At 68.0% G+C, this 24,838-nt stretch carries 20 protein-coding genes; 6 read left to right on the forward strand and 14 right to left on the reverse strand.

All coding sequences use genetic code 11. From position 1 onward, the window contains the following. Positions 1–3: 3 nt before the first annotated feature. Together JF543_RS05665 and JF543_RS05670 are read left to right on the forward strand one after the other, a co-directional pair. Positions 4–885, forward strand: a complete 882-nt coding sequence (locus tag JF543_RS05665) for an HpcH/HpaI aldolase/citrate lyase family protein (protein WP_206823085.1) — start codon at positions 4–6, stop codon at positions 883–885. 64 nt (positions 886–949) lie between these two features. Then, complete coding sequence (locus JF543_RS05670; RefSeq protein WP_179411535.1) at positions 950–1,483, forward strand: MarR family winged helix-turn-helix transcriptional regulator; 534 nt, start codon at positions 950–952, stop codon at positions 1,481–1,483. A gap of 15 nt (positions 1,484–1,498) precedes the next feature. Here the strand turns inward: JF543_RS05670 and mmsB are convergent, their stop codons facing one another. The 13 genes from mmsB to JF543_RS05735 form a co-directional block, all read right to left on the reverse strand. After that, positions 1,499–2,413 carry a 3-hydroxyisobutyrate dehydrogenase gene (mmsB, locus tag JF543_RS05675; protein ID WP_206823093.1) on the reverse strand — a complete coding sequence of 305 codons (915 nt, stop codon included), beginning with the start codon at positions 2,411–2,413 and terminating at the stop codon, positions 1,499–1,501. Between the two features lie 12 nt (positions 2,414–2,425). Beyond that, positions 2,426–3,484 (reverse strand): enoyl-CoA hydratase/isomerase family protein, encoded by a 1,059-nt coding sequence (locus JF543_RS05680; protein WP_206823102.1) that lies wholly within the window; start codon positions 3,482–3,484, stop codon positions 2,426–2,428. Further along, a complete protein-coding gene (locus tag JF543_RS05685; RefSeq protein WP_206823103.1) occupies positions 3,481–4,635 on the reverse strand; it encodes an acyl-CoA dehydrogenase family protein in 1,155 nt (384 codons plus the stop codon). Before JF543_RS05685 ends, JF543_RS05680 begins: the two co-directional genes overlap by 4 nt. 2 nt (positions 4,636–4,637) lie before the next feature. Further along, positions 4,638–6,140, reverse strand: a complete 1,503-nt coding sequence (locus JF543_RS05690; RefSeq protein WP_206823104.1) for a CoA-acylating methylmalonate-semialdehyde dehydrogenase — start codon at positions 6,138–6,140, stop codon at positions 4,638–4,640. A gap of 195 nt (positions 6,141–6,335) precedes the next feature. Then, complete coding sequence (locus JF543_RS05695; RefSeq protein WP_206820886.1) at positions 6,336–7,043, reverse strand: GntR family transcriptional regulator; 708 nt, start codon at positions 7,041–7,043, stop codon at positions 6,336–6,338. A 75-nt stretch (positions 7,044–7,118) separates the two neighbouring features. After that, positions 7,119–8,510, reverse strand: coding sequence for an amidase (locus tag JF543_RS05700; protein WP_206820885.1), 1,392 nt, complete (start codon positions 8,508–8,510; stop codon positions 7,119–7,121). A 29-nt stretch (positions 8,511–8,539) separates the two neighbouring features. Beyond that, positions 8,540–10,315, reverse strand: coding sequence for an ABC transporter ATP-binding protein (locus tag JF543_RS05705; RefSeq protein ID WP_206823105.1), 1,776 nt, complete (start codon positions 10,313–10,315; stop codon positions 8,540–8,542). Beyond that, positions 10,312–11,172, reverse strand: coding sequence for an ABC transporter permease (locus JF543_RS05710; protein ID WP_179411529.1), 861 nt, complete (start codon positions 11,170–11,172; stop codon positions 10,312–10,314). Before JF543_RS05710 ends, JF543_RS05705 begins: the two co-directional genes overlap by 4 nt. After that, positions 11,169–12,131 (reverse strand): ABC transporter permease, encoded by a 963-nt coding sequence (locus tag JF543_RS05715; protein ID WP_179411528.1) that lies wholly within the window; start codon positions 12,129–12,131, stop codon positions 11,169–11,171. The genes JF543_RS05710 and JF543_RS05715 overlap by 4 nt, the downstream gene beginning before the upstream one ends. 84 nt (positions 12,132–12,215) lie before the next feature. After that, positions 12,216–13,736 carry an ABC transporter substrate-binding protein gene (locus tag JF543_RS05720; protein ID WP_179411527.1) on the reverse strand — a complete coding sequence of 507 codons (1,521 nt, stop codon included), beginning with the start codon at positions 13,734–13,736 and terminating at the stop codon, positions 12,216–12,218. A gap of 77 nt (positions 13,737–13,813) precedes the next feature. Beyond that, positions 13,814–14,566 carry a FadR/GntR family transcriptional regulator gene (locus JF543_RS05725; protein WP_179411526.1) on the reverse strand — a complete coding sequence of 251 codons (753 nt, stop codon included), beginning with the start codon at positions 14,564–14,566 and terminating at the stop codon, positions 13,814–13,816. 47 nt (positions 14,567–14,613) lie between these two features. Further along, positions 14,614–15,396 carry an SDR family NAD(P)-dependent oxidoreductase gene (locus JF543_RS05730; protein ID WP_206550317.1) on the reverse strand — a complete coding sequence of 261 codons (783 nt, stop codon included), beginning with the start codon at positions 15,394–15,396 and terminating at the stop codon, positions 14,614–14,616. A 16-nt stretch (positions 15,397–15,412) separates the two neighbouring features. Beyond that, entirely contained in the window at positions 15,413–16,864 is a 1,452-nt protein-coding gene (locus tag JF543_RS05735; protein ID WP_206823107.1) for an aldehyde dehydrogenase family protein, read from the reverse strand. Positions 16,865–17,329: 465 nt separating this feature from the next. On the opposite strand from JF543_RS05735, the gene JF543_RS05740 reads away from it, so the two are divergent. Genes JF543_RS05740 through JF543_RS05750 form a run of 3 tightly spaced genes read left to right on the forward strand, consistent with a single transcriptional unit; the run spans position 17,330 to position 21,883 of the window. Further along, entirely contained in the window at positions 17,330–19,240 is a 1,911-nt protein-coding gene (locus JF543_RS05740) for an ABC transporter ATP-binding protein (protein ID WP_206823109.1), read from the forward strand. Continuing rightward, entirely contained in the window at positions 19,237–21,045 is a 1,809-nt protein-coding gene (locus JF543_RS05745) for an ABC transporter ATP-binding protein (protein WP_206823111.1), read from the forward strand. The genes JF543_RS05740 and JF543_RS05745 overlap by 4 nt, the downstream gene beginning before the upstream one ends. Before the next feature lie 40 nt (positions 21,046–21,085). Further along, complete coding sequence (locus JF543_RS05750) at positions 21,086–21,883, forward strand: hypothetical protein (RefSeq protein WP_179411521.1); 798 nt, start codon at positions 21,086–21,088, stop codon at positions 21,881–21,883. A gap of 140 nt (positions 21,884–22,023) precedes the next feature. Here the strand turns inward: JF543_RS05750 and JF543_RS05755 are convergent, their stop codons facing one another. Then, positions 22,024–22,482 carry a GNAT family N-acetyltransferase gene (locus JF543_RS05755; protein WP_179411520.1) on the reverse strand — a complete coding sequence of 153 codons (459 nt, stop codon included), beginning with the start codon at positions 22,480–22,482 and terminating at the stop codon, positions 22,024–22,026. A 106-nt stretch (positions 22,483–22,588) separates the two neighbouring features. Here JF543_RS05755 and JF543_RS05760 point away from each other — a divergent pair, with 106 nt between their 5' ends. Then, on the forward strand, positions 22,589–24,808 hold the full coding sequence (locus JF543_RS05760; RefSeq protein ID WP_179411934.1) for an NADP-dependent isocitrate dehydrogenase: 2,220 nt from the start codon (positions 22,589–22,591) through the stop codon (positions 24,806–24,808). The last annotated feature ends 30 nt before the right edge of the window (positions 24,809–24,838 follow it).

Below are 24,838 nucleotides of genomic sequence, written 5' to 3' on the forward strand. Positions count from 1 at the left end.
GCCATGTCTGAGATCGTTCGTCCTCGCCGCTCTGCTCTGTACGTGCCCGGTGCGAACTCCCGGGCCCTGGAGAAGTCCACTGGTCTAGCCGCTGACATGATCATTCTCGATCTCGAGGACGCCGTGGCGCCGGCAGAGAAAGAAGCGTCGCGCACGCGCGTCTGCGCCGCGATCGAATCCCGGGCCTTCGGCCCTCGCGAAGTTCTGGTGCGCGTGAACGCTCGCGGTACGTCCTGGCATTGGGACGACCTGCGCGCTGTCGCAGCGACGCCTGCGCACGGGGTTCTGGTTCCGAAGGTGGACTCACCGCACGAGGCCGCGCGACTCGCGGATGCCCTTGACGAGCTCGATGCGCCGCAGTCGCTGAGGCTGTGGGTCATGATCGAGACCCCGCGCGCGGTGCTGGCCGCCGCCGAGATCGCCGCACCGAGCGACCGGATCGAGGGACTCGTGATCGGCACGAACGACCTCGTGAACGATCTGGGTGCGCTGCATGTGCCGGGGAGGATGCCCGTGCTCTCGTCGCTGTCGCACACGATCCTTGCGGCCAGGGCGTCGGGCAAGGCGGTTCTGGACGGGGTCTACAACGCCGTGCGGGACACCGAGGGCTTCGTCGCCGAGGCCGCCCAGGGGCGTGCGCTGGGTTTCGACGGCAAGACACTGGTGCACCCCGCGCAGATCGGGCCGGCCAACGCGGCCTTCGGCCCTTCCGCGGCTGATGTGCAGCGGGCGCATGAGGTCATCGATGCCTTCTCGCAGGCCGAGGCCGCGGGCGAGGGCGTCACTGTGGTCGACGGTCAGATGATCGAGCACCTCCACGTCGTGCACGCCCGACGCGTGATCGCGCTGCAGGCACAGATCGAGGCGTTGACGACCGCCGCGTGACGTGCGCGAGGGGCTCCGCGTGAGCATCCACGACACGCGATAGCGTGAACGTGAAGGAGTCCCGATGAACAAGCGCCAACCGTTACCCGTCGACCCGATCGCCGAAGCGAAGCGGCAGTGGGTGCTTCACGGGTGGGCCGATGCCGCCTCGGGGATGTCGGCCGTGACCTCCATCATCCGCGCACAGCAGCTCATGCTCACCAGAGTGGAGCGCACCCTCAAGCCGTTCGACCTGTCGTTCGCGCGATTCGAGATGCTGCGCCTGCTCGCGTTCACCCGGGAGGGGCGGATGCCGATGGCGAGCGTCATCGCCCGCCTGCAGGTGCATCCGACGAGCGTCACGAACGCGGTGAACCGGCTGGTGAGCGACGGCCTGGTCGAGCGCGCTCCGCACCCCGAGGACGGCCGGGCCGCGATGGTCGTGCTCACGCCCTCGGGGCGCGAACTGATCGAAGAAGCCACCGTCGCCCTCAACGCCGTCTTCACCGAGCCGGGAATGCCCGACGACGACACTCTGGAGCTCGTGCGGATCCTGGCACGGTTCCGCAAGAGCGAGGGGGACTTCAGCGACCCCGTCGCACCGCCGGATCCGCTGTGATCGAACGGGCGGCCGTCAGCCGTCGATCGATGAGCTCTGCGCGCGGATCATCTCGATGATGCCGGAGAAGTCCCGGTGCGCACCATCGCCTTCGGCGTACGCACGGAACATGTCGCGCGCGTGGATGCCGAGTTGGGCGTCGACACCGGTGAGTGCGATCGCGGCCTCGGCCAGGCCCAGATCCTTCGACATCAAGGCGCCGGCGAACCCCGGTCGGTAGTCGTCGTTCGCCGGACTCGTGGTGACCGGGCCGGGTACAGGGCAGTTCGTGGTCAGGGCCCAGCACTGGCCCGAGGCGTTGGACGCCACATCGAACAGCGCTTGATGGCCCAGCCCGAGCCGCTCCCCGAGGACGAAGGCCTCAGCGACCGCGATCTGCGTGATGCCGAGGATCATGTTGTTGCACACCTTCGCCGCCTGCCCCAGGCCGGATCCGCCGCAGTGCACGATCCGTTCGCCCATGATCTGCAGCACCGGGAGCGCCGCGGCGAAGTCCTCGTCGCTGCCGCCGACCATGAACGCCAGTGTTCCGCGCTGCGCGCCGATCACACCACCGGACACCGGGGCATCCGCCGCACGGTGCCCGGCCGTCAGCGCGAGGTCGTGCGCGCGGCGTGCTTCATCGACGGCGATCGTCGAGCAGTCCAGGAAGAGCGTGCCCGGGGATGCCGAGGCGAGCAGGCCCGGAGTGTGCTCGTCGCCCTGGTAGGCCGCGATCACATGAGCGCCCGTCGGGAGCATGGTGATGACGATCTCGGCGCCGGCCACGGCGGCATTCGGATCGGCGGCGACCTCGATCCCTTTCGCGCGTGCGGCATCGCGCGCGGCCGAGACGGGATCGAAACCGAGAACACGGTGCCCGGCCGCCACGAGATTGGCGGCCATCGGGCCGCCCATGTGGCCCAGACCGAGAAAAGCGATGTCAGACATGAGGGGTCCCCTTCAGGAGGTGAGTGCGGTGGTGAGTAGCAGGTCGTGATCGCCGTGCGGCGCGAAGTACGCGTCGACCAGCGCGCGGTCCTGTTCGTTGTAGGGCTGCCAGCGCGGCCGGCGGTCCTTGTCGATGACCTGTGCGCGCACACCCTCGACGAAGTCGGGTGCCGCGTGCGCGTGACGGGAGACGCGGTACTCCTGCCCGAGCGCCTGCTCCAGAGTGTCGAGCGTCGCGGCGCGACGCAGCGACTCCAGGGTCACGGCCAGCGCCATCGGCGACTGCCGAGCCATCGCAGCGGCTGCGCGGTCGGCATCCGCCCCGCCGGTCATCCGCAGCCGGTGAGCGATGCCGCTGATCGAGTCGGCGGCGAACGCGGCGTCGATCCACTCGCGCGCCGAGGCCAACGGGGGAGCACCTGCGTCCGTGCTGAGCAGCAGCACGGCCTCACCCGCTTCCATGCTCTCCAGGGCGGTGAGCAGTCGCGGAATCCGCTCGGAGGGCACGTACGCATCGCTCAGGCCCAGGAACATCGCATCCGCGGCATTCAGCGTTGCGGCGGTGAGCGCCGCGAACGTGCCCAGGTGTCCTGGCGCATTCGCGAGCAGCCAGGTCGCACCGACATCGGGGACGAAGCCGATGCTCACCTCGGGCAGCCCGAGTGAGCTGCGCTCGGTGACCACACGGTGAGAGGCGTGCGCCGAGATGCCGATCCCGCCGCCCAGCACGATGCCGTCCTGGACCGCCACGATCGGCTTGTCGTACCGGGCGATCTGCGCGTTGAGTCGGTACTCGTCGTACCAGAACGCGGCCGAGGCGGCGCCGTCACCCGAGCGGGCGTCGTGATACAGGCTGACGATGTCGCCACCCGCGCAGAGGCCGCGCTCGCCCGCACCCGTGATCGCGACCGTCCGAACCGAGTCGTCCTGCGCCCAGCCATCCAGGGCCGCGCGCATCGCGAGCACCATCGGGTGCGTGAGGGCGTTGATCGCGCGCGGGCGGTTCAGGGTGATCACCCCGACCCGCCCGCGCCGTTCGATCAGCACGTCCGGTGTGGCATCCGCCGTCATCGTGCGCCCGCCAGCAGCCCGCGGCCCACGATCAGCCGCATGATCTCGTTCGTGCCCTCGAGGATCTGGTGCACGCGCAGATCGCGGACCACGCGTTCGATGCCGTACTCGTGCAGGTAGCCGTAGCCACCGTGCAGCTGCAGCGCCTCATTGGCGACCCGGAACCCTGCGTCGGTGGCGAACCTCTTGGCCAGTGCGCAGGCGGAAGCGGCATCCGACGACTTCTCGTCCATCTGGGCCGCCGCGCGCGAGAGCAGCGCACGGGCCGCCTGCAGATCGGTCTCCATGTCGGCCAACGCGAACACGATCGACTGGTTCGCCGCGAGCGGGGCGCCGAACGCCTCGCGGTCCTTCACATAGGCGATGGCCCGGTCGAGCGTCCACTGCGCCCCACCCAGTGAGCAGGCGCCCATGTTCACCCGCCCGCCGTTGAGGCCCTTCATGGCGATGGCGAAGCCCTCGCCCTCTTCACTCAGGCGATTGGTCACCGGGACGCGGACGCCGTCGAAGACCACCTGTCGCGTGGGCTGGGCGTTCCACCCCATCTTCCTCTCGTTCGGGCCGAACGAGAGGCCCGCCGCATCCGCGGGCACGAGGATCGCGCTGATGCCGCGCGCGCCGGAATCGGATGCCCCGGTGCGCGCCATCACGAGATATACCGCCGAGGTGCCCGCGCCGGAGATGAACTGCTTGGTGCCGTTGAGCACGTACTCGTCGCCGTCACGGGTCGCCGTCGTGGTGATCGCCGCGGCATCCGATCCGGCGCCGGGCTCGGTGAGGCAGTAGCTGCCGAGGTCGGTCATCGCGACCAGTCCGGGAAGCCACTGCTCGCGCTGCTGCTGATCACCGAACTCATCGATCATCCACGCCACCATGTTGTGGATCGAGATGTAGGCGGCGATCGTCGTGTCGCCCTTTGCGAGCTCCTCGAAGATCGCCACCGCGTCGAGACGCGATAGGCCGGAGCCGCCGACGTCCTCACGCACGTAGATGCCGCCGAGGCCGAGCTCTCCGGCATCCTGCAGGGCGTCGACCGGGAAGTGCTTGTCGGCATCCCAGTTCGCGGCGTGCGGTGCGAGCCGCGCGGTCGCGAAGTCGCGCACGGCGTCGACGAGCGCGGTGCGCTCTTCTGTCGTCAGTGTCGCGTACATGATCAGTGCATCGTCGGGATGACGAAGCTCGCGCCTTCCTTGAGATCGTGCGAGAGCCAGCGGCTGGTCACTGTCTTGGTCTTCGTGTAGAAGCGGAAGGCATCGGGGCCGTGCTGGTTCAGATCCCCGAATCCGGACTTCTTCCAGCCGCCGAACGTGTGATAGGCGATCGGTACCGGGATCGGCACGTTCACGCCCACCATGCCGACGTTCACGCGCGCAGCGAAGTCGCGAGCCGCGTCGCCGTCGCGGGTGAAGATCGATACGCCGTTGCCGTACTCGTGATCGGTGGCCATTGCGAGTGCCTGCTCGAAGTCGTCGGCGCGGGCGATGAACAGCACCGGGCCGAACACCTCTTCCTTGTACACCGTCATGTCGGTGGTGACGTGGTCGAACAGGGTCGGGCCGAGATAGAAGCCCGATTCGTAGCCCTCGACGGTGTACCCGCGGCCGTCGGCGAGCAGCTGAGCCCCCTCGTCGATGCCCTTCTGGATGTATCCCTCGACGCGGGCGAGCGCGTCGGCCGAGACCAGCGGGCCGTAGTCCACTCCTTCGGCGAGTGCGGGGCCGACGCGCAGTGCTACGACGCGCTCGGCGAGCTTGACGGCAAGGGCATCCGCGGTCTGACGGCCCACCGGGACGGCGACCGAGATCGCCATGCAGCGCTCACCGGCCGAGCCGTAGCCGGCGCCGATCAGGGCGTCGGCGGCCTGGTCGAGATCGGCATCCGGCATGATGATCATGTGGTTCTTCGCACCGCCGAAGCACTGCGCCCGCTTGCCGTTCTGTGCGGCCGTCTCGTAGATGTACTGCGCGATGGGGGTCGAGCCGACGAAGCCCACCGCGTGCACACGGTCGTCGTGCAGGATCGCGTCGACGGATTCCTTGTCGCCGTTGACGACGTTCAGCACACCGGCAGGCAGGCCCGCCTCGAGGAACAGCTCCGCGATGCGCAGCGGGACCGAGGGGTCGCGCTCGCTGGGCTTGAGGATGAACGCGTTGCCCGCGGCGATCGCCGGGCCGATCTTCCACAGCGGGATCATGGCGGGGAAGTTGAACGGGGTGATGCCCGCCACGACGCCGAGCGGCTGACGCATCGAGTAGACATCGATGCCGGTGCCCGCGCCCGTGGAGTATTCGCCCTTGAGCAGGTGGGGTGCGCCTGCGGCGAACTCGATGACCTCGACCCCGCGCTGGATGTCGCCCAGCGAGTCCTCGTAGGTCTTGCCGTGCTCGCGGGACAGCGTCTTGGCCAGCTCCGGGGCCGCCTCTGCGATCAGTTCGAGGAACTTCAGCAGCACCCGTGCCCGCTTCTGCGGGTTCGTCGCACCCCACGCGATCTGCGCTTCTTCGGCGTTCGCGATGGCTGCCTGCACCTCGGCCGCGGTGGCGAGCGGCACGCGCGCCTGCACCTCGCCGGTGGACGGGTCGTACACGTCGCTGAAACGACCGGAGGTGCCGGCGACGTGCTCGCCGCCGATGAAGTGGGTGAGTTCACGGGTCATTGTGAAGCGTCCTTCCGTGATGCGGCATCGCATCGATTGCTTAGCGCCATTTGCGCGCCATTTGCCTAGTGCCCCCAACTATATAGTAGGAAGTCAAAGTAAAAGAACCCCTTCGGACTTCGCGCCGCGGCGGCACCGCTCACAGGCGCGGGCACGCCGAACAGCCCCCTCGTGAGGGGGTGGGTCACGTGCCGGTCAGTCGGTGGTGCGCCGGTCGGCTTCTGCGCGCAGCTCGGTGATGGTTCGATCGATGTGCGTGCGCGCCATCTGCTCGGCCCGCTCGGCGTCACCCGCCTCGATGGCGTCGACGATCTCGACGTGCTCCTGGATGGCCTGCACCGCGTTGCGCGGGCCGGTGTGCGCGATCGGGGCGAAGACCTGCCCGGTCATGCGCAGGATCGGACTCTGTGCGATGACGAACTGGTTGCCGGTCATCACCATGATCATCTCGTGGAAGTCGACGTTCAGCTTCGTGTACGCACGTGCGTCCCACGGCGTGACCGTGGCGCGCTGGGCATCGATGAGTCGGCGCAGACTCCGCACATCCGAGGCGGTGGCCTCGGTCGCGGTCAGACGTGCGGCGAGGGCATCCACCGCACCGCGCAGTTCGTACGCGTCGATGAGGGTGGCCGCATCGCCGCTGACGATGCGCATGCCCCGACCCGATTCGTGCGTGACGAGTCCCTCCTGTTCGAGACGCCGTAGCGCTTCGCGCAGCGGGGTGCGGCTGACGTTCAACTCGGCCGCCAGATGTTCCTGGCGGAGCCAGGCCCCGGTCGGATAGTGATGCGAGTAGATGCGCTCGCGGATCACCGCCGCGATCTCGTCGACCAGCGGAACGGCTCGCGCCACCGTCGTCGGCACCTCGCCCATGCTGCGTCCTTTCGCCGTCGTCGTGGTCACGTGTGTGAGGAAGGCCCCGTCACGACCATCGGCTTGATGATAGTGCGTCGTGCCCGGACCGCCCCCGAGGCGGCATCAGGCGATCAGCGACCAATCCGGGGTTGCGTCTGCGCGAACGCTCTCGTACCAGGCGCAGGCAGCCAGCACGAGATCGTCCGATCCGATGCGCCCGGCGACCTGGAGCCCGATGGTGCGGCCGTCGGCGGTGAACCCGCAGTTGATGCTGGCCGCAGGCTGGCCCGACATGTTGTACGGCATCGTGAACGAGATGTGCGCCATCGGACGGTCGGGATCGTTCACCGGCATGGGGTCTTCGGCCGGGAACGCCGCCATGGGAGCGACGGGGGAGAGCACGAGGTCGAAGGGCGCGGTCGCCGCGCGGGTGGCCTGCTGGATCTGGCCGAATCTGCCGTAGTTCACCAGAGTCTGCGCGCCGTCGTACGCGGCACCCGCCCCGCACCAGCGAGCGATGTAGGGCAGCACGAGCGATCTGCCTTCATCATCGAGCGCGCTGTAGTCCACCCACGAGCGCGTGCGCCAGAAGGCGTCGACACCCGCCAGCTGCTCGGCCGTCATGAACGGCGCCAAGGGAACGACCGTGGCGCCGGCCGCCGCGAACAGATCCGCGGCCGCCTGCACCGCCGACAGCACCTCCGCGTCGACGTCGGCGCCCGACCCGGCATCCAACTGGACGGCGATGCGCAGTCCGGCGACGTCGGGAAGGGTCTTGGACCAGTCCATCTGCGGGTACGGGCGAGCGGTGTAATCGCGTTCGTCTGGACGGGCGATCACGCTCATGAGCGCCTGCGCGTCCGCGACAGTGCGCGTGAGCGGGCCGGCGGCCCGCCCCAGGTACGGTGCGTGCAACGGCACGAGGCCGTCGCTGGGCTTGAGAGTGGCCAGTCCAGACCACGTACCGGGAAGACGAATCGATCCGCCGATGTCGGTGCCGACGTGCAACGGCCCATAGCCGGCCGCGGCTGCGGCGCTGCTGCCCGCACTCGACCCACCGGTGGTCAGCGCCGGGTTCCAGGCGTTGCGGGAGATGCCGTGCAGCGACGAGACCCCCGACGAGAGCATGCCCCAGTCAGGCATGGTCGTCGACCCCAGGATCACGAGCCCGGACTCGAGCAGCCGGTCGGTGATGGGGGCGTTCTGGGGTGCTGCCGGAGGATTCGGAATGGCCGTACCGGACGGCAACGGCTTTCCGGCGCGGGGGATGTTCTCCTTCACCGTGGCGGGCACGCCATCGAACGCGGAGAGCTGCGTGCCCGTTGCCCAGCGCTGGGCGGACGCCTCGGCATCGGCGCGCACCTGGCCCGGGTCGTGCAGATAGAAGGCGTTGAGCACCGGCTCCCGGTCGGCGATTCTGGCCAGCACCGCCTCGGCCACCTCCCGGGGATCCAGCCCGTCGGCGTAACCGGCCGCCAGTTCATGGGCGGACATCTCGTGCAGGCTGCGCGACATGGTGACTCCTCCTTCTGCGCTGCGCGACATCATGCCGTGACCTCGGCGGCCAGGTGCTTGGTGCGGATCTCGGAGCGCAGGTTCATCGAGCTCGCGATGAGCTTCGCGGTGTACGGGTGCTGCGGATCGGTGTAGACGCTCTCGGTCTCGCCCGCTTCGACGATCACGCCCGACTGCATCACCACGACCTTGTCGCACAGATGGCGTACGACGGCCAGATCGTGCGAGACGAACACCAGCGTGAGCTGGTAGGCGTCGACCAGATCGGCGAGCAGGTTCAGCACCTGTGCGCGCACCGACACGTCGAGGGCCGATACCGGTTCGTCGGCGACGAGGACGCGGGGCCTGCAGATCAATGCCCGTGCGATCGAGATGCGCTGTCGCTGCCCTCCCGAGAACTGATGCGGATAGCGATCCAGCGCGTCGGCGCTCAGACCGACCGCCTGCAGCATCTCGGCGGCCATCTCCCGACGCCGTGCCGGCGTCTCGTCGCGTCCGGGAACCAGCAGTGGCTCCGTGATGATGTCGACGACCCGCATCCGCGGATTCAACGACCCCATCGGATCCTGGAAGACGATCTGCAACTGCTGTCGCAGCTGCACCAGGTCGGATTCCCGTGCGCCGGCGACCTCGTTGCCGCTGACGACGACCGAGCCTGACGTCGGCTGGTCGAGCCCCGCGAGGATCCGCAGCAGGGTGGACTTGCCGGATCCGGATTCACCGACCACACCGAGGCGCTCGCCCGGCATCACCCGGAAGTTGGCGTCTTGGAGCGCCTTGACCGTCACCGGCTTGCCGCGAAGGGACGAGCGTCCGCGCGTGTAGTGACGCGTGAGGTCCTTAACCTCGATGACGGGGGCATCGTCGGTCTCCGCCTCCGACTCGGTGGCCTGCGGCGTGGGCGCATCCGCCGGGGCGGGCGCGCTGGCGGTCGGAGCCTCGGGTGCGTCATCAAGCGTGGGCGGGACGTACGACGCGGCGGATGCGACCGTGAACAGGCGCCCGTCGCTGTCGGTGGCCTCCAGATCGCTCGCGGCCAGCAGCCCCCGGGTGTAGGGATGCTGGGGGCGGGTGAAGATGTCTTCGGTGCGCCCCTGCTCGACGACGCGACCGTTGTTCATGACGAGCACGCGGGTGCACATGTTGGCGACCACGGCCAGATCGTGCGTGATGAACAGCAGCCCGGTGCCACGTTCCACGACCGACTCGAGGACGAGGTCGAGCACCTGACGCTGGACGGTGACATCCAACGCGGTCGTGGGCTCGTCGGCCAGCAGCAACCCCGGGTCATTGGCCAGTGCCATCGCCAACATCACGCGTTGACGTTGGCCACCCGACAGCTGATGAGGGTAAGCGCGCGCGGCTTCGGCGGGATCGGGCAGCTTCACCGACGCCAGCATCTCGATCGCCTTCGCGTTCGCCGCGCGCCGCGACGGGACGGTCTTGTGCTGGAGCATGACCTCGGCGACCTGCGCACCGGCGCGCATCAGGGGGTTCAGCGCCGTGAGCGGCTCCTGGAACACCATGCCGATGTCGCGTCCGCGGATGCGGCGCATGACAGCATCCGATGCGGTGACGAAATTGGCGTCGTGCCCCGCCATGCGCACGTTCCCGGTGGCGTGCAGGCCATCCGGAAGCAGGCCCATCAGGCTCGCCGTCGTCAGGGACTTGCCCGACCCGGACTCGCCGATCAGACCGATCCGTTCGCCGCGCGCGAGCGAGAAGTTCACGTCGGTCACCAGCGGCGCATCGCCGGTGAACACCGACAGGCCTTCGACCGAGAGGAGGTTTTCGTTGGCGGTCATGAACGCTCTCCGTTCAGCTTCGGGTCGAAGCGGTCCCGCAGGCCGTCTCCAAGCATGTTGAACCCCATCACGGCGATGGCGATGGCGATGCCGGGCCAGACAGCCAGCATCGGGTTGATCCAGAGGTACTGCTGTGACTCCTGCAGCATCCGTCCCCACGACGCCGTCGGCGGCTGCGTGCCCAGGCCCAGGAACGACAGGGCTGCTTCGGCGAGAACGGCCAGGGCGAAGGTCACCGAGCACTGCACGACGACCATGCCGGCGATGTTCGGCAGGACGTGCCGGATCGCGACGCGGATGCCCGGCTGCGAGGACGCCCGGGCGGCGAGCACGTACTCCGTGCTCATGACCTGCAGGGTGCCCGAGCGGGCGACGCGGGCGAATCCCGGGATCGAGGCGATGCCGATCGCGACCATCGCCGACCCCGTGCCAGGGCCGTAGACCGCGGCGAACATGATCGCCAGCAGCAGCGCGGGGAACGCCAGCAGGATATCGGCGAAGCGCATCGTGACCTCTTCGGTCGCGCCACGGCGCATGCCGGCGAGGATGCCGAGCGGCGTGCCGATGAGCAGGGCGATTCCCACAGCCACCAGGCCGACGAGCAGGGTGATGCGAGCGCCGTAGAGAATGTTCGAGAACACGTCGCGGCCCAGGCGATCGGTGCCCATCGGATGGGTCAGGCTCGACCCCTGGTGGGCGTTGTCGAGGAACTGCTGGTACGGGTCGAATGGCGTCCAGATGAAGGAGATCACCGCGGCGGCCACGACGAGCGCCACCAGGATCGAGCCGACGAGCATACTCGTGTTGCGGCGTCGGGAAGGCTTCACGGACACGCCCGCGATCGACGTGGTGGTCATGCTCTGCTCCCTCGTGCGGAGTTGCGGATGCGCGGATCGACGACCGTGTAGAGCACATCGACCATCAGATTGACGAACAGGGTGATGCCGACGAGCACCATCACCACGGACTGCACGGTCAGCATGTCGCGGTTGCCGACCGCATCCAGCAGCATCGACCCGAGGCCCGGGATGACGAAGACGCGCTCGATGACGACGGCGCCGATGATCAGCGCCGCGAGCTGGATGGAGGTGACCGTGATCACCGGGATCGCGGCATTGCGCAACCCGTGCTTGAGCAATGCGCCCAGGGGCGAGAGGCCCTTCGCCCGGGCCGTGCGCAGGTAGTCCTCGCTCATCACCTCGAGAACCGCCGAGCGCACGTAGCGCGTCAGGATGGCCGCCTGCACCGACGCCAGCGCGACAACCGGAAGCGTCACTCGCGAGAGGAAGTCGGCGAAGTCCATGCCCGGCGGCGTCCAGCCGCTGGCCGGGAACCAGCCGAGCTGCAACGAGAACACGACCACCAGCAGCAGACCCGCGAGGAACCCGGGGATGGCGATGCCGAGCTGGCTGATCGCGCTGATCATCGCGCCGGAGACCCGGTTGTGACGCATGGCGGCGAACGTGCCGAACGGGATCGCGATGATCACGGCCAGCAGCATCGCCAGCAGCACCAGGATCAGCGACACCTGGAGCTTGTCGAGCACCATCGGGCTGATGTCCTGCTGGGTGAGATGCGACGTGCCGAAGTCACCGAACGGCAGGCCGGATGCCCAGTCCCAGTACTGCACGATGAGCGGTCGATCCGTGCCGAGCTCAGCGCGCTTGGCTTCGAGCAGCTCCGGGCTCGCGTCGATGCCGAGAACGACCTGTGCGGGATCGCCGGGGATGAGCCGGAGCACCACGAACACCATGACGCTCGCGGCGATGATGCTGATGATGAACCGGGCGAGGTTGGTCAGAATGCGCATGACCATGCCGTGGCCTCCTTCGTATGGTTCGTGCGTGCCGGGGGAGTGCCGGCCCCGTAGCGGGGCCGGCACTCGCAGCCGTGCGGGCGACTAGTTCCAGCCGATGTCTCCGAGGAACAGGCCCTCGGAGACCGCGTTGGCGGGGATGCCGGTGACCTCGGCCTTGGCGACGACGGTGTTCGGGAAGAGGAAGAGGGTGTTGGACGCGGCGTCGTCGACGATGGTGCGCACGACCTCCTTCATGCCCGAGATGTAGCCCGCCTCGTCCGCCTGGTCCGCGGCCGCCGCGGCGTCGGCGATCTTCGAGTTGTCGTAGCCGATGTAGTAGTCGGGGTTGTTGAACATGGTCAGCACGTCGCGCTGCTCGACGGCGAGGATGATCGACATCTGGTAGTCGTGCTTGGTGAAGACCTCGTCGAGCCAGACCGCGGGGAACTCCGCCGAAGCGATCTTGGCGTCGATGCCGACGTCCTTGAGCTGCGCGACGACGATCTCCGAGATCGCGGTCGCATACGGACGGGTCGGGACGGTGAAGGTGATCGAGACGCCCTCCGCGCCGGCTTCCTTGAGCAGTTCCTTGGCCTTCGCCGGGTCGAACGGGTAGACGCCGTTGAGGTCCTCGTAGTACGGGTCGCTCGGCGGCACCGGGGCGCCGACCAGGGTGCCGTTGCCGTTCCACGCCGCATCCATCACCGCCTGGCGGTCAATCGCGTGCATCACCGCCTGGCGGACCCGGACGTCGTCGAAGGGGGCGACGCGGTTGTTCATCGACAGTACGATCTCGCCGGTCGACTCGCCGTTGAGCACCTGGAACTCGGGCTTGCCCTCGAACGCCGACAGCAGTGCGGGTGCCTGCATGTTGTAGATGACGTCGACATCGCCCGACTGCAGTGCGTTCGTCGTCGCGGTCGCCTCGGCAAAGTACTTCAGCGTCGCGGTGCTCACCTTCGGCGCATCGCCCCAGTAGTCGGCACGGGCGGCCATGTCGATCGCCTCGTTCGGCTTCCACGACTCGACCGTGAACGGCCCCGTGCCGATGGCCTGATTGGCAAGATCTGCGACGCCGCTCTCATCGAACATCGCACCCACACGCGTGGCCATGTCGTACAGCCAGACATTGCTGGGGCGTGAGAGCACCACCTCGACCTCGGTGTCGCTGAGCACGTTCACCGACTCGACGATGTCCATCTTCGTCTTGAGCCCGGACGTCCAGGCATCCGACTTCACGCGATCGATGCTGAACTTGACGTCTTCGGCGGTGAAGTCCGCGCCGTTCGAGAAGGTCACGCCCGAACGCAGCGTGAACGTCACCACCGTGCGGTCATCGCTCAGCGACCAGGATTCCGCCAGCAGCGGCTCGAGCTCGCCGTCCTGGTTCACCTGGACGAGCCCCTCGTACACGTTGCCCAGGAGCGCCTGGGGGATGGCGGCGCCCGCGGTGGTGGTGAAGTCGAGGTTCGCGGGCGGGCCGGTGAGTGCGACGGTGATCGAGTCAGTGCCGGCCGGATCGGCGGTGGCACCGCCGGAGCTGCCGGCCGTGCACGACGTCAGAGCGAGTGTGGCGACGGCGAGCGTCGACACCGTGAGGGTCAGGGTACGAGCACGGGACATGTGGTGTTCTCCATCTGTATGCGACATTGCAGTGAACGGGTAAAGGTGAAGCGGGCAGCGACGTCAGGGGTGCGTCGTCACTGGGGTTTGACCTCGTCGGCCAGAGCACGCAGGGCCTCCTGCTGCTCGGGCTCGACGAAGTCGACGTAGTGCCAGTAGGTGTCGTCGCGGGTGAGCCAGGCGGCGCGCTTGCCGTCGCGTCGCCGGATCGCGTCGAGCATCTCCTCGTGGTGATGGATCAGCGACTGCATCAGCACACGGCTGTCGGATGCCGAGGAGATCTTCTGCTCCATGAGCGATAGGACGGCGCCGCGCACGGCCTCGTTGACCAGCTCGAGCAGCGTGTTCCGACTGGCCTTGGCGAGCACCTTGTGGAACTCCAGGTCGGCTTCTCCGAAGGCGACCGGGTTCGTTCCGACGCTGGCGCGCATGCGTGCGTTGGCGCGTTCGAGTGCCGCGAGCTCTTCGTCATCGCGGTGGTGCGCGGCCAGGACGGCGGCGGCGCTGCTGATCACCATTCGGAACTGCAACAGCGACGAGAGATCCGCGCCGCTGAGCGCCGTCGCCTGCTTCAACGCCCGCTCCAGCGGGGCAGAGCTCAGAGGCAGAACCACGGGGCCGCGCCGATCGCCGAGACGCGACTCCACGACGTGGTTGCTCTGCAGCACCCGCAGTGCTTCTCGCACGGTCGGCCGGCTCACGCCGTACTGCTCGACGAGCTCGCGCTCACTGGGCAGGTGGTCACCCGGCCGGAGCTCACCGGACAGCACGGCCTGCTCGATGCGTTCGGCGATGACGCGGTACGCGGGTGGCGGCGAAGGGGCATTCATCGGGATCGTCTCCTGCTCGGGTGCGGGTTCGGGGTCGGCGGCCGGGTCTAGCTCATCGGGGGCGTGAACCGGCCGTCGACAGCCGTCCACCCGCCGTCCACGTACAGCACGCTGCCGGTGACGAACGTCGATGCGTCCGACGCGAGGTACACGACGGCGCCGGCGAGCTCGCTCGGCTTCGACCAGCGTCCCAGCGCGCTCTTCGAGGCATACGCGTCGTACCACTCGGGTGTCGCCTTGATGGTGTCGGTGAGAGGCGTGTCGACGCACCCGGGGGCGATCGCGTTCGCGCGCACGCCGGCGTGTCCGAACTCGGCCGCTGCGGTGCGGAGCAACTGGACAGTGGCCGCCTTGCTGGCCGCGTACACGCCCTGGCCGGGCTCGACGACGACGTGGCGGATCGAGGAGAACCCGATGATGCTGCCGCCCTGGCGCCCGACCATGTTCGCGCCGAACGCGCGGATGAGGTCGAAGCTCGAACGCTGGTTGAGCGCCACGACGCGGTCGTACTCGTCCGATGAGTAGTCGAGCAGCGGCTTGCGCACGTTGGTCGCGGCGGTGAACAGCAGCGTGTCGGCATCGTTGTGTTCAGCCGCCGCGTCGAAGACCTGCGCCGAGTCGAGCACGTCGAGCTGAAGAGCCTCGGCGGTGCCGCCCTGCTCGCGGATGAGCCGGCTCGTCTCCTCGGCACCGTCGAGGTTGCGGTCGGCGCAGACGACGTGCGCGCCGTGAGCGGCCAGGGCCAGCGCGCTCTCGCGGCCGATGCCGCTGGCGCTGCCGACGGCGACCGCCTTGCGGCCGTCGAGGCGGAACAGGTTGGTGTAGTCCATGGGATCCTTCTTCGTTCTACGGCCGGATGACGGCCATGCGGGTGACGGTCAGCTCTTCGGCGGCGAATCGGGGACCTTCGCGACCGATGCCGGAGTCCTTGACACCGCCGTAGGGCATGACGTCGTTGCGGTAGCCGGGCACGTGGTTGACGATGACGCCACCGACCTCGAACTCCTCGACGGCGCGGAAGGCCGTCTTGAGCGAGGTGGTGAACACGGCCGCCTGCAGCCCGTACCGGGAGTGGTTGACGGCAGCGACGGCCGCGTCGAAGTCCGGGACCGATTGGATGCAGATCACCGGACCGAAGATCTCCTCGTCCCAGACCCGTGCTCCCTGCGGAACATCGGTGAGAACGGTCGGCTCCAGGGCCGTGCCTCGACGGCCGCCGCCTGAGACCACCCGCGCTCCGCCGTCGACGGCCTCGGCGATCCACTCCAGGACGCGCTCGGTGGAGCGCTCATCGATCAGCGCGGCGACCTGCGTACTCTCGTCGCGGGGGTCTCCGACGGAGACATCCGCCATCCGCTGTGCGACGAGATTCGAGAACTCATCGACCACCGCGGCTTCGACGATGACGCGCTGCACCGAGATGCATGCCTGCCCGTTGGCGTAGAAGCCGCCCTGCACCGCGGCGTTCGCCGCCGCCGCGAGGTCGGCGTCGTGAGCCACGACCAGTGCCGCATTGGATCCAAGCTCCAGAAGTGCCTTGCGTGGAGCGCAGTCGCGAGCGATCTGATGGCCCACTGCGGCGGAGCCGGTGAAGCTGACCGCCCCGATGCGGGGGTCTGTCGTCAGCGTGCGTCCGACGTCGGGGCCGCCGGTCACGAGCTGCACCGCAGCGAGGGGAGCGCCGTGTCGTCGGAGCACCTCGCGCACGAGGTGGACGAGCCACAGCGTGGCCAGTGGCGTCTGCGGTGCCGGCTTGCAGATCACGGCGCACCCCGCGGCGATGCTGGGTGCGATCTTGTGGCTCGACAGCAGCAGGGGGTAGTTGAATCCGGCGATGCCGATGACGACGCCGATCGGCTTGCGGGTCCAGTACCCGATCAGTCCTTCGCCGCCGGACTGGATGTCCAGCGGCACCGTCTCGCCCCGCAGCTGAGCCACGGCCTCTGCGGCCGCATGCCAGGTGAACAGCGTGCGATCCACCTCGGTTCGGCAATCACGGAGCGGCTTGCCCGTCTCGAGCACGAGAAGGTCTTCGAGTTCGGCGCGGTGCTGTTCGAGCTCGGCCGCCACATCGAGCAGGATCGAACGGCGCACTCCCGCGCTCAGGGCGGCCACCTCGGGCTGCACCGCGAGCGCCGCTTCGAGCGCCCGCTCGGCGTGGGCCACTTCTCCTACCGGCGCCTCGGCGACAACCGTGCCGTCATACGGGAAGACGATAGATTCGTTGCTGACGCCATCCGTTGTCCATTCGTCCGCGAGGGGCAGGCCCGAGGGGAAAAGGGTAGGGAGAATGCCCATTACGGCTCCGCTCTGAAACGTAAGAATGATGCACGGCCACTGGTAAGACCGCTGGAGTCCCAAGCTAGGGTAAAGCGTTCCAGCGCGTCAACTTGTTCGCCGAAATGCGCAGAATTTGGACTGGATACAAACTGTCGGCGACGGAGCGTAGAACGTCTTCGGGCGCAACGCGCATCACGAGGTCACCGCCGAGCGCAGTGCGGGGCCGGAAATTTCTCTTGCGGTAGATGCGTTTGCGGGAATATGCTCAAAGGCTGTCGCGCCGACCGGCCGACGAAGCCGAGCCTGAGGAGGACACCATGGCCACGACGATTGTCACGTTCATCGCCCTCGGCTCGCGCGCAGCCCGCCTGCGTGATTGATTGCGGTCCGCGCCACTGACACGGCGCGTCGCACTGCCTCACACCGGATGCCACGGGCATCCGCCATCGTCTTCGTCTTCCGCTCGCAACGCAACTGAGAGTCATGTCTGTCACCGCTTCTTCGTCGTCTCTGTCCACCGTCGCCGCGCTCCTGCGCCTGAAGCCCTTCGTCCGCCCGATCATCGGCCGGCTCATCGGCGGTGCGCTCAGTGCGCTCGCCGCCGCCGTCATCGCCCTGATGATCCCGATCGTCCTCGAACAGATCGTGAAGGGCCCGATCGCCTCGGGCGTCACCGGTCTGATCGCCGTCGGCGCTTTCGGAGTGCTCGCACTCGCGCTCGGCGAAGCGGCCATGGTGTGGCTGCGCCGCTGGTTCGTGCTGACCCCGGCCACCGAGGTCGAGTTCCAGATGCGCTCCGAGCTGTACTCGCGGTTGCAGAACCTGCCCGTCGCGTTCCACGACCGCTGGCAGTCCGGGCAGCTGCTGAGCCGCATGATGCAGGACATCGGCCTGATCCGGCGCTGGATCGCGTTCGGCCTCATCCTGCTGGTGGTCAATATCCTCACGATCGGCATCGGCGCCGTGCTGCTGTTCCGCTGGCACTGGCTGCTGGGCACGATCTTCCTGGTCACCGGCATCCCGATGTGGATCCAGGGCTACCTTTTCGAGAAGCGGTACGGCGTGCTCGCGCGCCGTAGCCAGGACCAGGCCGGCGACCTCGCGACCAGCGTCGAGGAGAGCGTGCACGGCATCCGGGTGCTCAAGGCGTTCGGCCGTGGCAAGCACGCGCTGACCCGCTTCAGCCGTCAAGCCGAGACCCTGCGCCAGACCGAGCTGAGCAAGGCTCGCGCCGTCGGAGAGATCTGGTTCTGGCTCGATCTGATGCCCCAGATCGCGTTCGGGCTGAGCCTGATCACCGGCATCTGGCTGATCGCCGATGGTGCGATCGACGTGCCGCAGCTGTTCGCGTTCTTCGCGATGGCGACCGTGCTGCGCTGGCCGATCGAATCGATCGGCTTCCTGTTCTCGTTCATGCTCGACGCCCGCACGGCGACCGATCGCGTGTTCGACATCTTCCAGGAGAGCAACACGATCACTGATCCTGAGAGCCCGAAGCACATCGCCGAGTCCCGCGGACGCCTGGCCTTCGAGGGCGCACACTTCCGCTATCAGGACGCCGGCGCCGCCGAGCGCGACCTGCTCGACGGCATCGATCTCGTGCTCGAGCCCGGCGAGACCATGGCCCTGGTCGGACTCACCGGCAGCGGCAAGACCACGCTGACGACCTTGCCGGCCCGGCTCTACGACGTCACCGGCGGACGCGTGACGCTCGACGGCGTCGACGTTCGCGACCTGCAGCTGTCGGAACTGCGCCGCCACATCGCGATGGCCTTCGAGGACGCGACGTTGTTCTCGGCATCCGTCCGTGAGAACGTGCTGCTCGGCCGTGCTGAGCTCGACCTGCACGGCGAGGAGGCCGAGCGCGTGCTGCGCGAGGCGCTCGACGTCGCCCAGGCGGGCTTCGTCGATCAGCTCCCGGACGGCGTCGAGACGATCATCGGTGAAGAGGGTCTGAGCCTGTCGGGCGGACAGCGCCAGCGCCTGGCACTCGCCCGCGCCGTGGCCGCCGCACCCAAGGTGCTGGTGCTCGACGACCCCCTGTCGGCACTCGACGTCGACACCGAGGCCCTGGTCGAGGAAGCACTGCGTCACGTGCTCGCCGACACGACCGCACTGATCGTCGCGCACCGTCCTTCGACGGTCGCGCTCGCCGACCGGGTCGCTCTGCTCGAACGCGGGCGCATCAGCGCGGTCGGCACGCACTCCGAACTGCTGCGCACCAGCGCGCACTACCGGCACGTGATCTCCAGTCTTGAAGCCGAGGAGGCCGCCCGCACCGACGCGATCCCGATCATCACCGACGCCGTCGCCGAGGCACACGCGCGTCAGCAAGACGAGAAAGCGGGAAGCGCCCCGCACGACCAGACCCACGACGAGGAGGTGCAGGCATGAGCATCACCGGAACCCAGAACGAGGATCGTTCCGACTACACGCGGGAAGAGAGCCGCGCCATCCGCCAGCGCTCACTGCGTCTGCTCGGGTCGCTCGTGACGCCGCTGCGCCTGCGCATCGTCGTCGCCGCGCTCGTGCTCGTCGTGTCGACTGCGCTGCAGGTCGCCGGCCCCATCCTGATCGGCATCGCGCTCGACCGCGCACTCCCGCAACTGCTCCAGAACGCCGATTGGATGCCGGCGATCACCGTCACCATCGTGTACCTGGTGGCAGGCATCCTGGGGTCGGCGCTGATCGGCCTGTACGTCGTGCTCGCCGCCAAGATCACCCAGGCCGTGCTGCTCGACCTGCGCAAGCGCATCTTCGTGCACACCCAGCGGCTCAGCCTCGAGTTCCACGAGTCGTACACGTCGGGGCGCATCATCTCGCGCCAGACCAGCGACCTCGACTCGATCCGTGAGCTACTCGATGGCGGTCTGAACAACCTCGTCTCGGGCGTGCTGTTCGGCGTGTTCACCTTCATCGCCCTGGTGATCGCCGACTGGCAGTCCGGGCTCATCCTCGCGCTCGCCGGCATTCCGCTGGCACTGCTGATGCGCTGGTTCTACAAGCGCTCCCAGCTGGTGTACCGCGAGTCGCGCGTGATCAGTGCGAAGGTGATCGTGCAGTTCGTCGAGACGATGACCGGCATCCGCGCCGTGAAGTCGTTCCGCAAGGAACCCCGCAACGATGAGGCATTCCGCAAGGTCGCCGGCGACTACCGCGACGTGAACCGCCGCTCGATGGTGCTGTTCGGCACGTTCGAACCGGGGCTCATGGCCGTGTCGGCGCTGACCATCGCTCTTGTGGTGCTGTGGGGCGGGATCCGCGTGTCGGACGGCGCTCTCGGCGTCGGCGTGCTGCTGGCGACGGTGCTGTACGTGCGCAACTTCTTCGCGCCCATGCAAGAGATCGCGATGTTCCTGAACTCGTACCAGTCCGCCACGGCGGCACTGGAGAAGGTGTCGGGAGTGCTCGACGAGGTGCCCACCGTGCCCGACCCCGACAAGCCGGTCGACCTGTGGGAGTCGCGTGGGGCGATCCGCTTCGACGAGGTCACCTTCGGGTACAACGGCGAGAAGACGATCCTCCCGAACTTCACGCTCGACATCCCCTCGGGGCAGACCATCGCCTTGGTGGGTACGACGGGAGCGGGCAAGTCGACGTTGGCCAAGCTCATCTCGCGGTTCTACGACCCGTCGATCGGCACGGTCACCCTCGACGGTGTCGACCTGCGCATGCTGCACCCCAAGGATCTGCGCCGCGCGATCGTCATGGTCACACAGGAGGCGTATCTGTTCAGCGGCACGGTCGCCGACAACATCGCGCTCGGCAAGCCGGACGCCACGCTCGATGAGATCCGCGCGGCTGCCCGCGCGGTCGGCGCGGACGGATTCATCGAGAATCTTCCCGACGGATACAACACCGACGTCAACAAGCGTGGCGGGCGCGTGTCCGCGGGGCAGCGTCAGCTGATCTCGTTCGCGCGGGCCTTCCTCGCCGATCCGGCGGTGCTGATCCTCGACGAGGCGACCGCATCGCTCGACATCCCGTCCGAGCGCCTGATCCAGGATGCGCTGCAGACGCTGCTCGCCGACCGTACCGCGATCATCATCGCGCACCGACTGTCGACGGTTGCGATCGCCGACCGGGTGCTGGTGATGGAGCACGGCCGCATCATCGAGGACGACACCCCGCAGGCGCTGATCGGTGGCTCCGGCAAGTTCGCGCAGCTTCACGCGGCCTGGCAGCAGACTCTGGTGTGATTCTGTTCCGAGCGGTGCAGCACGTGGTTAGGTTGAAGGTGTGGATCCGTTCTGGGCGATGGCAGCAGAGCTGTGGTGGGTCGCACCCGTCGTCATCGGCGGGGCGACCACCGCTGTCGTGGTGTCACGGAGGGCCAGCGTGAGCAACAAGAGACTCGGTTATGACGCGGCGCGGCTCGAGTTGCGCCAGGCGCAGCAGGACGCCCGCGTCGCCGCCGACAACGCCCGTGTGGCTCGCGCCGAGGCGACGAGGGTCACGGCCGACCGTGCCGCCTCGCGGACGGATTCCGGCGCCGTGGCAGCCGCACGGCGCGCGCTGCGCGAGGCGCAGCTGGCGTCGAAGGCCGCGACGGCTCGGGTCAAGGCCGCCCGTGCACGGGTGGTCGCCGAGCGCACGGCGTTGAGTCATGGTGGGGGTGCCCCGCTGGAGCGCATGCGCCACCGCCACGACGCCGTTCTCACTCGCTGGATGGAGTACGAGACCGACCCCGACAAACTGCTCGCGTTCCCCGCGATGTCGGATGCCCGTGCCCCCGCCACCGCGGCCTTCCTCGCCGCGGTGCAGGAGGCGCGGGAGCTCCGGCCGAACGAGGAGCAGCGGGTGACGGCATCCGACTACGGCGCGTACCGCGACGCAGTGGAGCGCCTCGAGCGCGCCTTCGATCTCGCCGAACGCAGCGTGCGCGGTGAGAAGCTGCAACCCGACGGGGCCGATGCGCTGCGCGATGCCGCGCGCACTCTCATGGAACGCACCACCGACGTGATCAACCGCACGTCGGACGTGCTCGGGATGTGGACGCGCCCGCATCGTGACGATCCGCCGCGGGACAGCCGCTGACCCGGCTCACTTTTTCAGGACGATTGCACTTCTGCAGGATGCTGGTGGCTGATTCGTCCTGAGAAGTTGTGATCGTCCTGAAAACGGCGAGCGGCGACGGGGCCTCGATGGGGGAGGGGATTCGAGACCCCGCCGCCGGTTCAGTCCGTGACGCGGATCTCGGCGATGACCTCGGAGTACTCGGTCTCGCCGACCGGTTCGAAGCCGACGCGTCGGAAGAACGCCTCGGGGCCGCCATCACCGGCTTCATAGATCACGTTCACGTGATCGACGCCGCGGGCGCGGGCCTCGTCGATCAGAGCCTGCACAGCGAAGCGACCGACACCGCGGCCCTGATCCTCCGCATCCACATTGATGCGCCACAGCACGCTGCGGAAGTTCTCTTCCAACGCCTCGGGGTCGAAGCTCGCGCTGACGAAGCCGACGACCTGGTCACCGTCGAGCACGACGCGCTGCCATGAGGTCTGGGGGTTCACGACCGTCGCGGCGATGCCGTAGGAGACCGGAGCGAGGAACTGCTCCTGTCCGGGCTTGAGCGACAGCTTGTTGACAGCGACGATCGTCGTCGCGGAGAGTTCGACCATACGCAGTTCCGACATGTCCCCAGGCTAGCCCCTACAGCGCGACGGTGGAGAGAATACTGTCGTGCGAATGCACTCGGGTATCTTGGTATCGAGATAAAAAGCCCTCGTGAACGGAGATCCGGTGACCGACGACGCCATCATCTACACCTACACAGACGAGGCGCCGGCACTGGCGACCGCGTCCTTCCTGCCGATCATCAAGGCATACACCAGCCAGGCAGGCATCGAGGTGGAGACGCGTGACATCTCGCTGGCAGGACGCATCCTCGCCGCCTTCCCCCAGAAGCTCACCCCCGAGCAGCAGATCGGTGATGCCCTCGCCGAGCTCGGCGGACTGGCCACGCTGCCCGAGGCCAACATCATCAAGCTGCCGAACATCTCGGCATCGATCCCGCAGCTGAAGGCGGCAATCGCCGAACTGCAGCAGCAGGGCTTCGACGTCCCGGACTACCCGGACGAGCCGAAGGACCTCGATGAGCGCGACGTGCGTGCCCGCTACGACCGCATCAAGGGTTCGGCCGTGAACCCCGTGCTGCGCGAGGGCAACAGCGACCGCCGTGCCCCGTTGGCCGTGAAGAACTACGCCAAGAAGCACCCGCACCGCAACAAGCCGTTCGCCGAGGGCTCGAAGACGCGTGTCGCCACGATGGGGCACGACGACTTCAAGTCGAACGAGCGCTCGTGGGTCGCCGCGCACGACGACGTCCTGAGCATCCGTCACATCGCCGCCGACGGAACCACCACCGTGCTGAAAGAGGGACTGAAGGTCCTGCCGCGCGAGATCATCGACGCCACTTTCCTGTCGGCGAAGCACCTCGATGCCTTCCTCGCCGAAACGCTTGAAGCGGCCAAGAACGATGACGTGCTCTACTCAGTGCACCTCAAGGCCACCATGATGAAGGTCAGCGACCCGATCATCTTCGGCCACGTCGTCAAGGCATTCTTCGCCGACGTCTTCAGCCGCTACGGCCAGCAGCTCGCCGACGCAGGCCTGAGCGCCAACGACGGTCTCGGCTCGATCCTCGCAGGTCTGTCGAACATCGCCGGGGGCGACGAGATCGCCGCCGCGTTCGAGGCAGCGATCGCCGATGGCCCGCGCCTGTCGTACGTGAACTCCGACAAGGGCATCACCAACCTGCACGTGCCCAGCGACGTGATCGTCGACGCCTCGATGCCTGCTCTCGTGCGCAACGGCGGCAAGATGTGGGGCATTGACGGCGCCGAGGGCGACACCCTTGCCGTGATCCCCGACTCGTCCTACGCCGGCGTCTACCAGACCGTGATCGATGATGTCATCGCCAACGGTCCGCTCGACCCCGCCACGATCGGCACCGTGCCGAACGTGGGCCTGATGGCGCAGGCCGCCGAGGAGTACGGCAGCCACGACAAGACCTTCGAGATCGCCGCGGACGGCGTGGTGCAGATCGTCGACAGCGAAGGCACCGTGCTCATCGAGCACACCGTCGGCGCCGGCGACATCTGGCGTGCCACGCAGACCAAGCACATTGCGGTCATGGACTGGGTCAAGCTCGCGGTCACGCGGGCACGCGCCACGGGTGCACCCGCCGTGTTCTGGCTGGACGCCAACCGTTCGCACGACGCGCAGATCATCGCCAAGGTGCACCAGGGCCTCGCGCTGCTCGACACCGCCGGCATCACGATCACGATCCTCGCGCCCGAAGAGGCGACTCGCTACACGTTGGCGCGCATGCGCCACGGCCTGGACACCATCTCGGTGACCGGCAACGTGCTGCGCGACTACCTGACCGACCTGTTCCCGATCCTCGAGGTCGGTACCAGCGCCAAGATGCTCTCGATCGTGCCGCTGCTCGCGGGCGGTGGGCTGTTCGAGACGGGCGCCGGTGGTTCCGCGCCGAAGCACGTGCAGCAGCTCGTCGAGCAGAACTACCTGCGCTGGGACTCGCTGGGTGAGTTCTTCGCCCTGGCCGCGTCGCTGGAGCACCTGGCAGACCGCGTCGGCAACGAGCGTGCACGCATCCTCGCCGAGACGCTGGACGCTGCGACCGGCACGTTCCTCGAAGAGGACCGTTCGCCCGGCCGCGCCCTTGGCACGATCGACAACCGCGGCAGCCACTTCTACCTGGCGATGTACTGGGCACAGGAGCTGGCGAAGCAGACGAAGGACGCCGCGCTCGCCGCTGCATTCGCACCGGTCGCCGAGACCCTGGCTGCGAACGAGCAGACGATCGTCGACGAGCTGAACGCTGTGCAGGGTGCACCCGTCGAGATCGGCGGCTACTACCGGCCCGACGCGGCGAAGGTCGCGGCGGCCATGCGCCCGTCGCAGACCCTGAACGGTGTCATTGACGCACTGGCCTGATCGGGTCGCGTCCGAGACGCGCAAGAGGGC

Origin of the sequence: Microbacterium esteraromaticum, from assembly GCF_017303215.1 — a bacterium.
In the GTDB taxonomy this organism is placed as follows: Bacteria; Actinomycetota; Actinomycetes; order Actinomycetales; family Microbacteriaceae; genus Microbacterium; species Microbacterium esteraromaticum_C.

Excerpts from the sequence above, each read along its gene's own strand:
- JF543_RS05665 (WP_206823085.1), top strand. The coding sequence starts at position 4 with ATGTCTGAGATCGTTCGTCCTCGCCGCTCTGCTCTGTACGTGCCCGGT.
- JF543_RS05670 (WP_179411535.1), top strand. The coding sequence starts at position 950 with ATGAACAAGCGCCAACCGTTACCCGTCGACCCGATCGCCGAAGCGAAG.
- mmsB (WP_206823093.1), bottom strand. The coding sequence starts at position 2,413 with ATGTCTGACATCGCTTTTCTCGGTCTGGGCCACATGGGCGGCCCGATG.
- JF543_RS05680 (WP_206823102.1), bottom strand. The coding sequence starts at position 3,484 with ATGACGGCGGATGCCACACCGGACGTGCTGATCGAACGGCGCGGGCGG.
- JF543_RS05685 (WP_206823103.1), bottom strand. The coding sequence starts at position 4,635 with ATGTACGCGACACTGACGACAGAAGAGCGCACCGCGCTCGTCGACGCC.
- JF543_RS05690 (WP_206823104.1), bottom strand. The coding sequence starts at position 6,140 with ATGACCCGTGAACTCACCCACTTCATCGGCGGCGAGCACGTCGCCGGC.
- JF543_RS05700 (WP_206820885.1), bottom strand. The coding sequence starts at position 8,510 with ATGTCGCGCAGCCTGCACGAGATGTCCGCCCATGAACTGGCGGCCGGT.
- JF543_RS05705 (WP_206823105.1), bottom strand. The coding sequence starts at position 10,315 with ATGACCGCCAACGAAAACCTCCTCTCGGTCGAAGGCCTGTCGGTGTTC.
- JF543_RS05710 (WP_179411529.1), bottom strand. The coding sequence starts at position 11,172 with ATGACCACCACGTCGATCGCGGGCGTGTCCGTGAAGCCTTCCCGACGC.
- JF543_RS05715 (WP_179411528.1), bottom strand. The coding sequence starts at position 12,131 with ATGGTCATGCGCATTCTGACCAACCTCGCCCGGTTCATCATCAGCATC.
- JF543_RS05720 (WP_179411527.1), bottom strand. The coding sequence starts at position 13,736 with ATGTCCCGTGCTCGTACCCTGACCCTCACGGTGTCGACGCTCGCCGTC.
- JF543_RS05725 (WP_179411526.1), bottom strand. The coding sequence starts at position 14,566 with ATGAATGCCCCTTCGCCGCCACCCGCGTACCGCGTCATCGCCGAACGC.
- JF543_RS05730 (WP_206550317.1), bottom strand. The coding sequence starts at position 15,396 with ATGGACTACACCAACCTGTTCCGCCTCGACGGCCGCAAGGCGGTCGCC.
- JF543_RS05735 (WP_206823107.1), bottom strand. The coding sequence starts at position 16,864 with ATGGGCATTCTCCCTACCCTTTTCCCCTCGGGCCTGCCCCTCGCGGAC.
- JF543_RS05740 (WP_206823109.1), top strand. The coding sequence starts at position 17,330 with ATGTCTGTCACCGCTTCTTCGTCGTCTCTGTCCACCGTCGCCGCGCTC.
- JF543_RS05745 (WP_206823111.1), top strand. The coding sequence starts at position 19,237 with ATGAGCATCACCGGAACCCAGAACGAGGATCGTTCCGACTACACGCGG.
- JF543_RS05755 (WP_179411520.1), bottom strand. The coding sequence starts at position 22,482 with ATGTCGGAACTGCGTATGGTCGAACTCTCCGCGACGACGATCGTCGCT.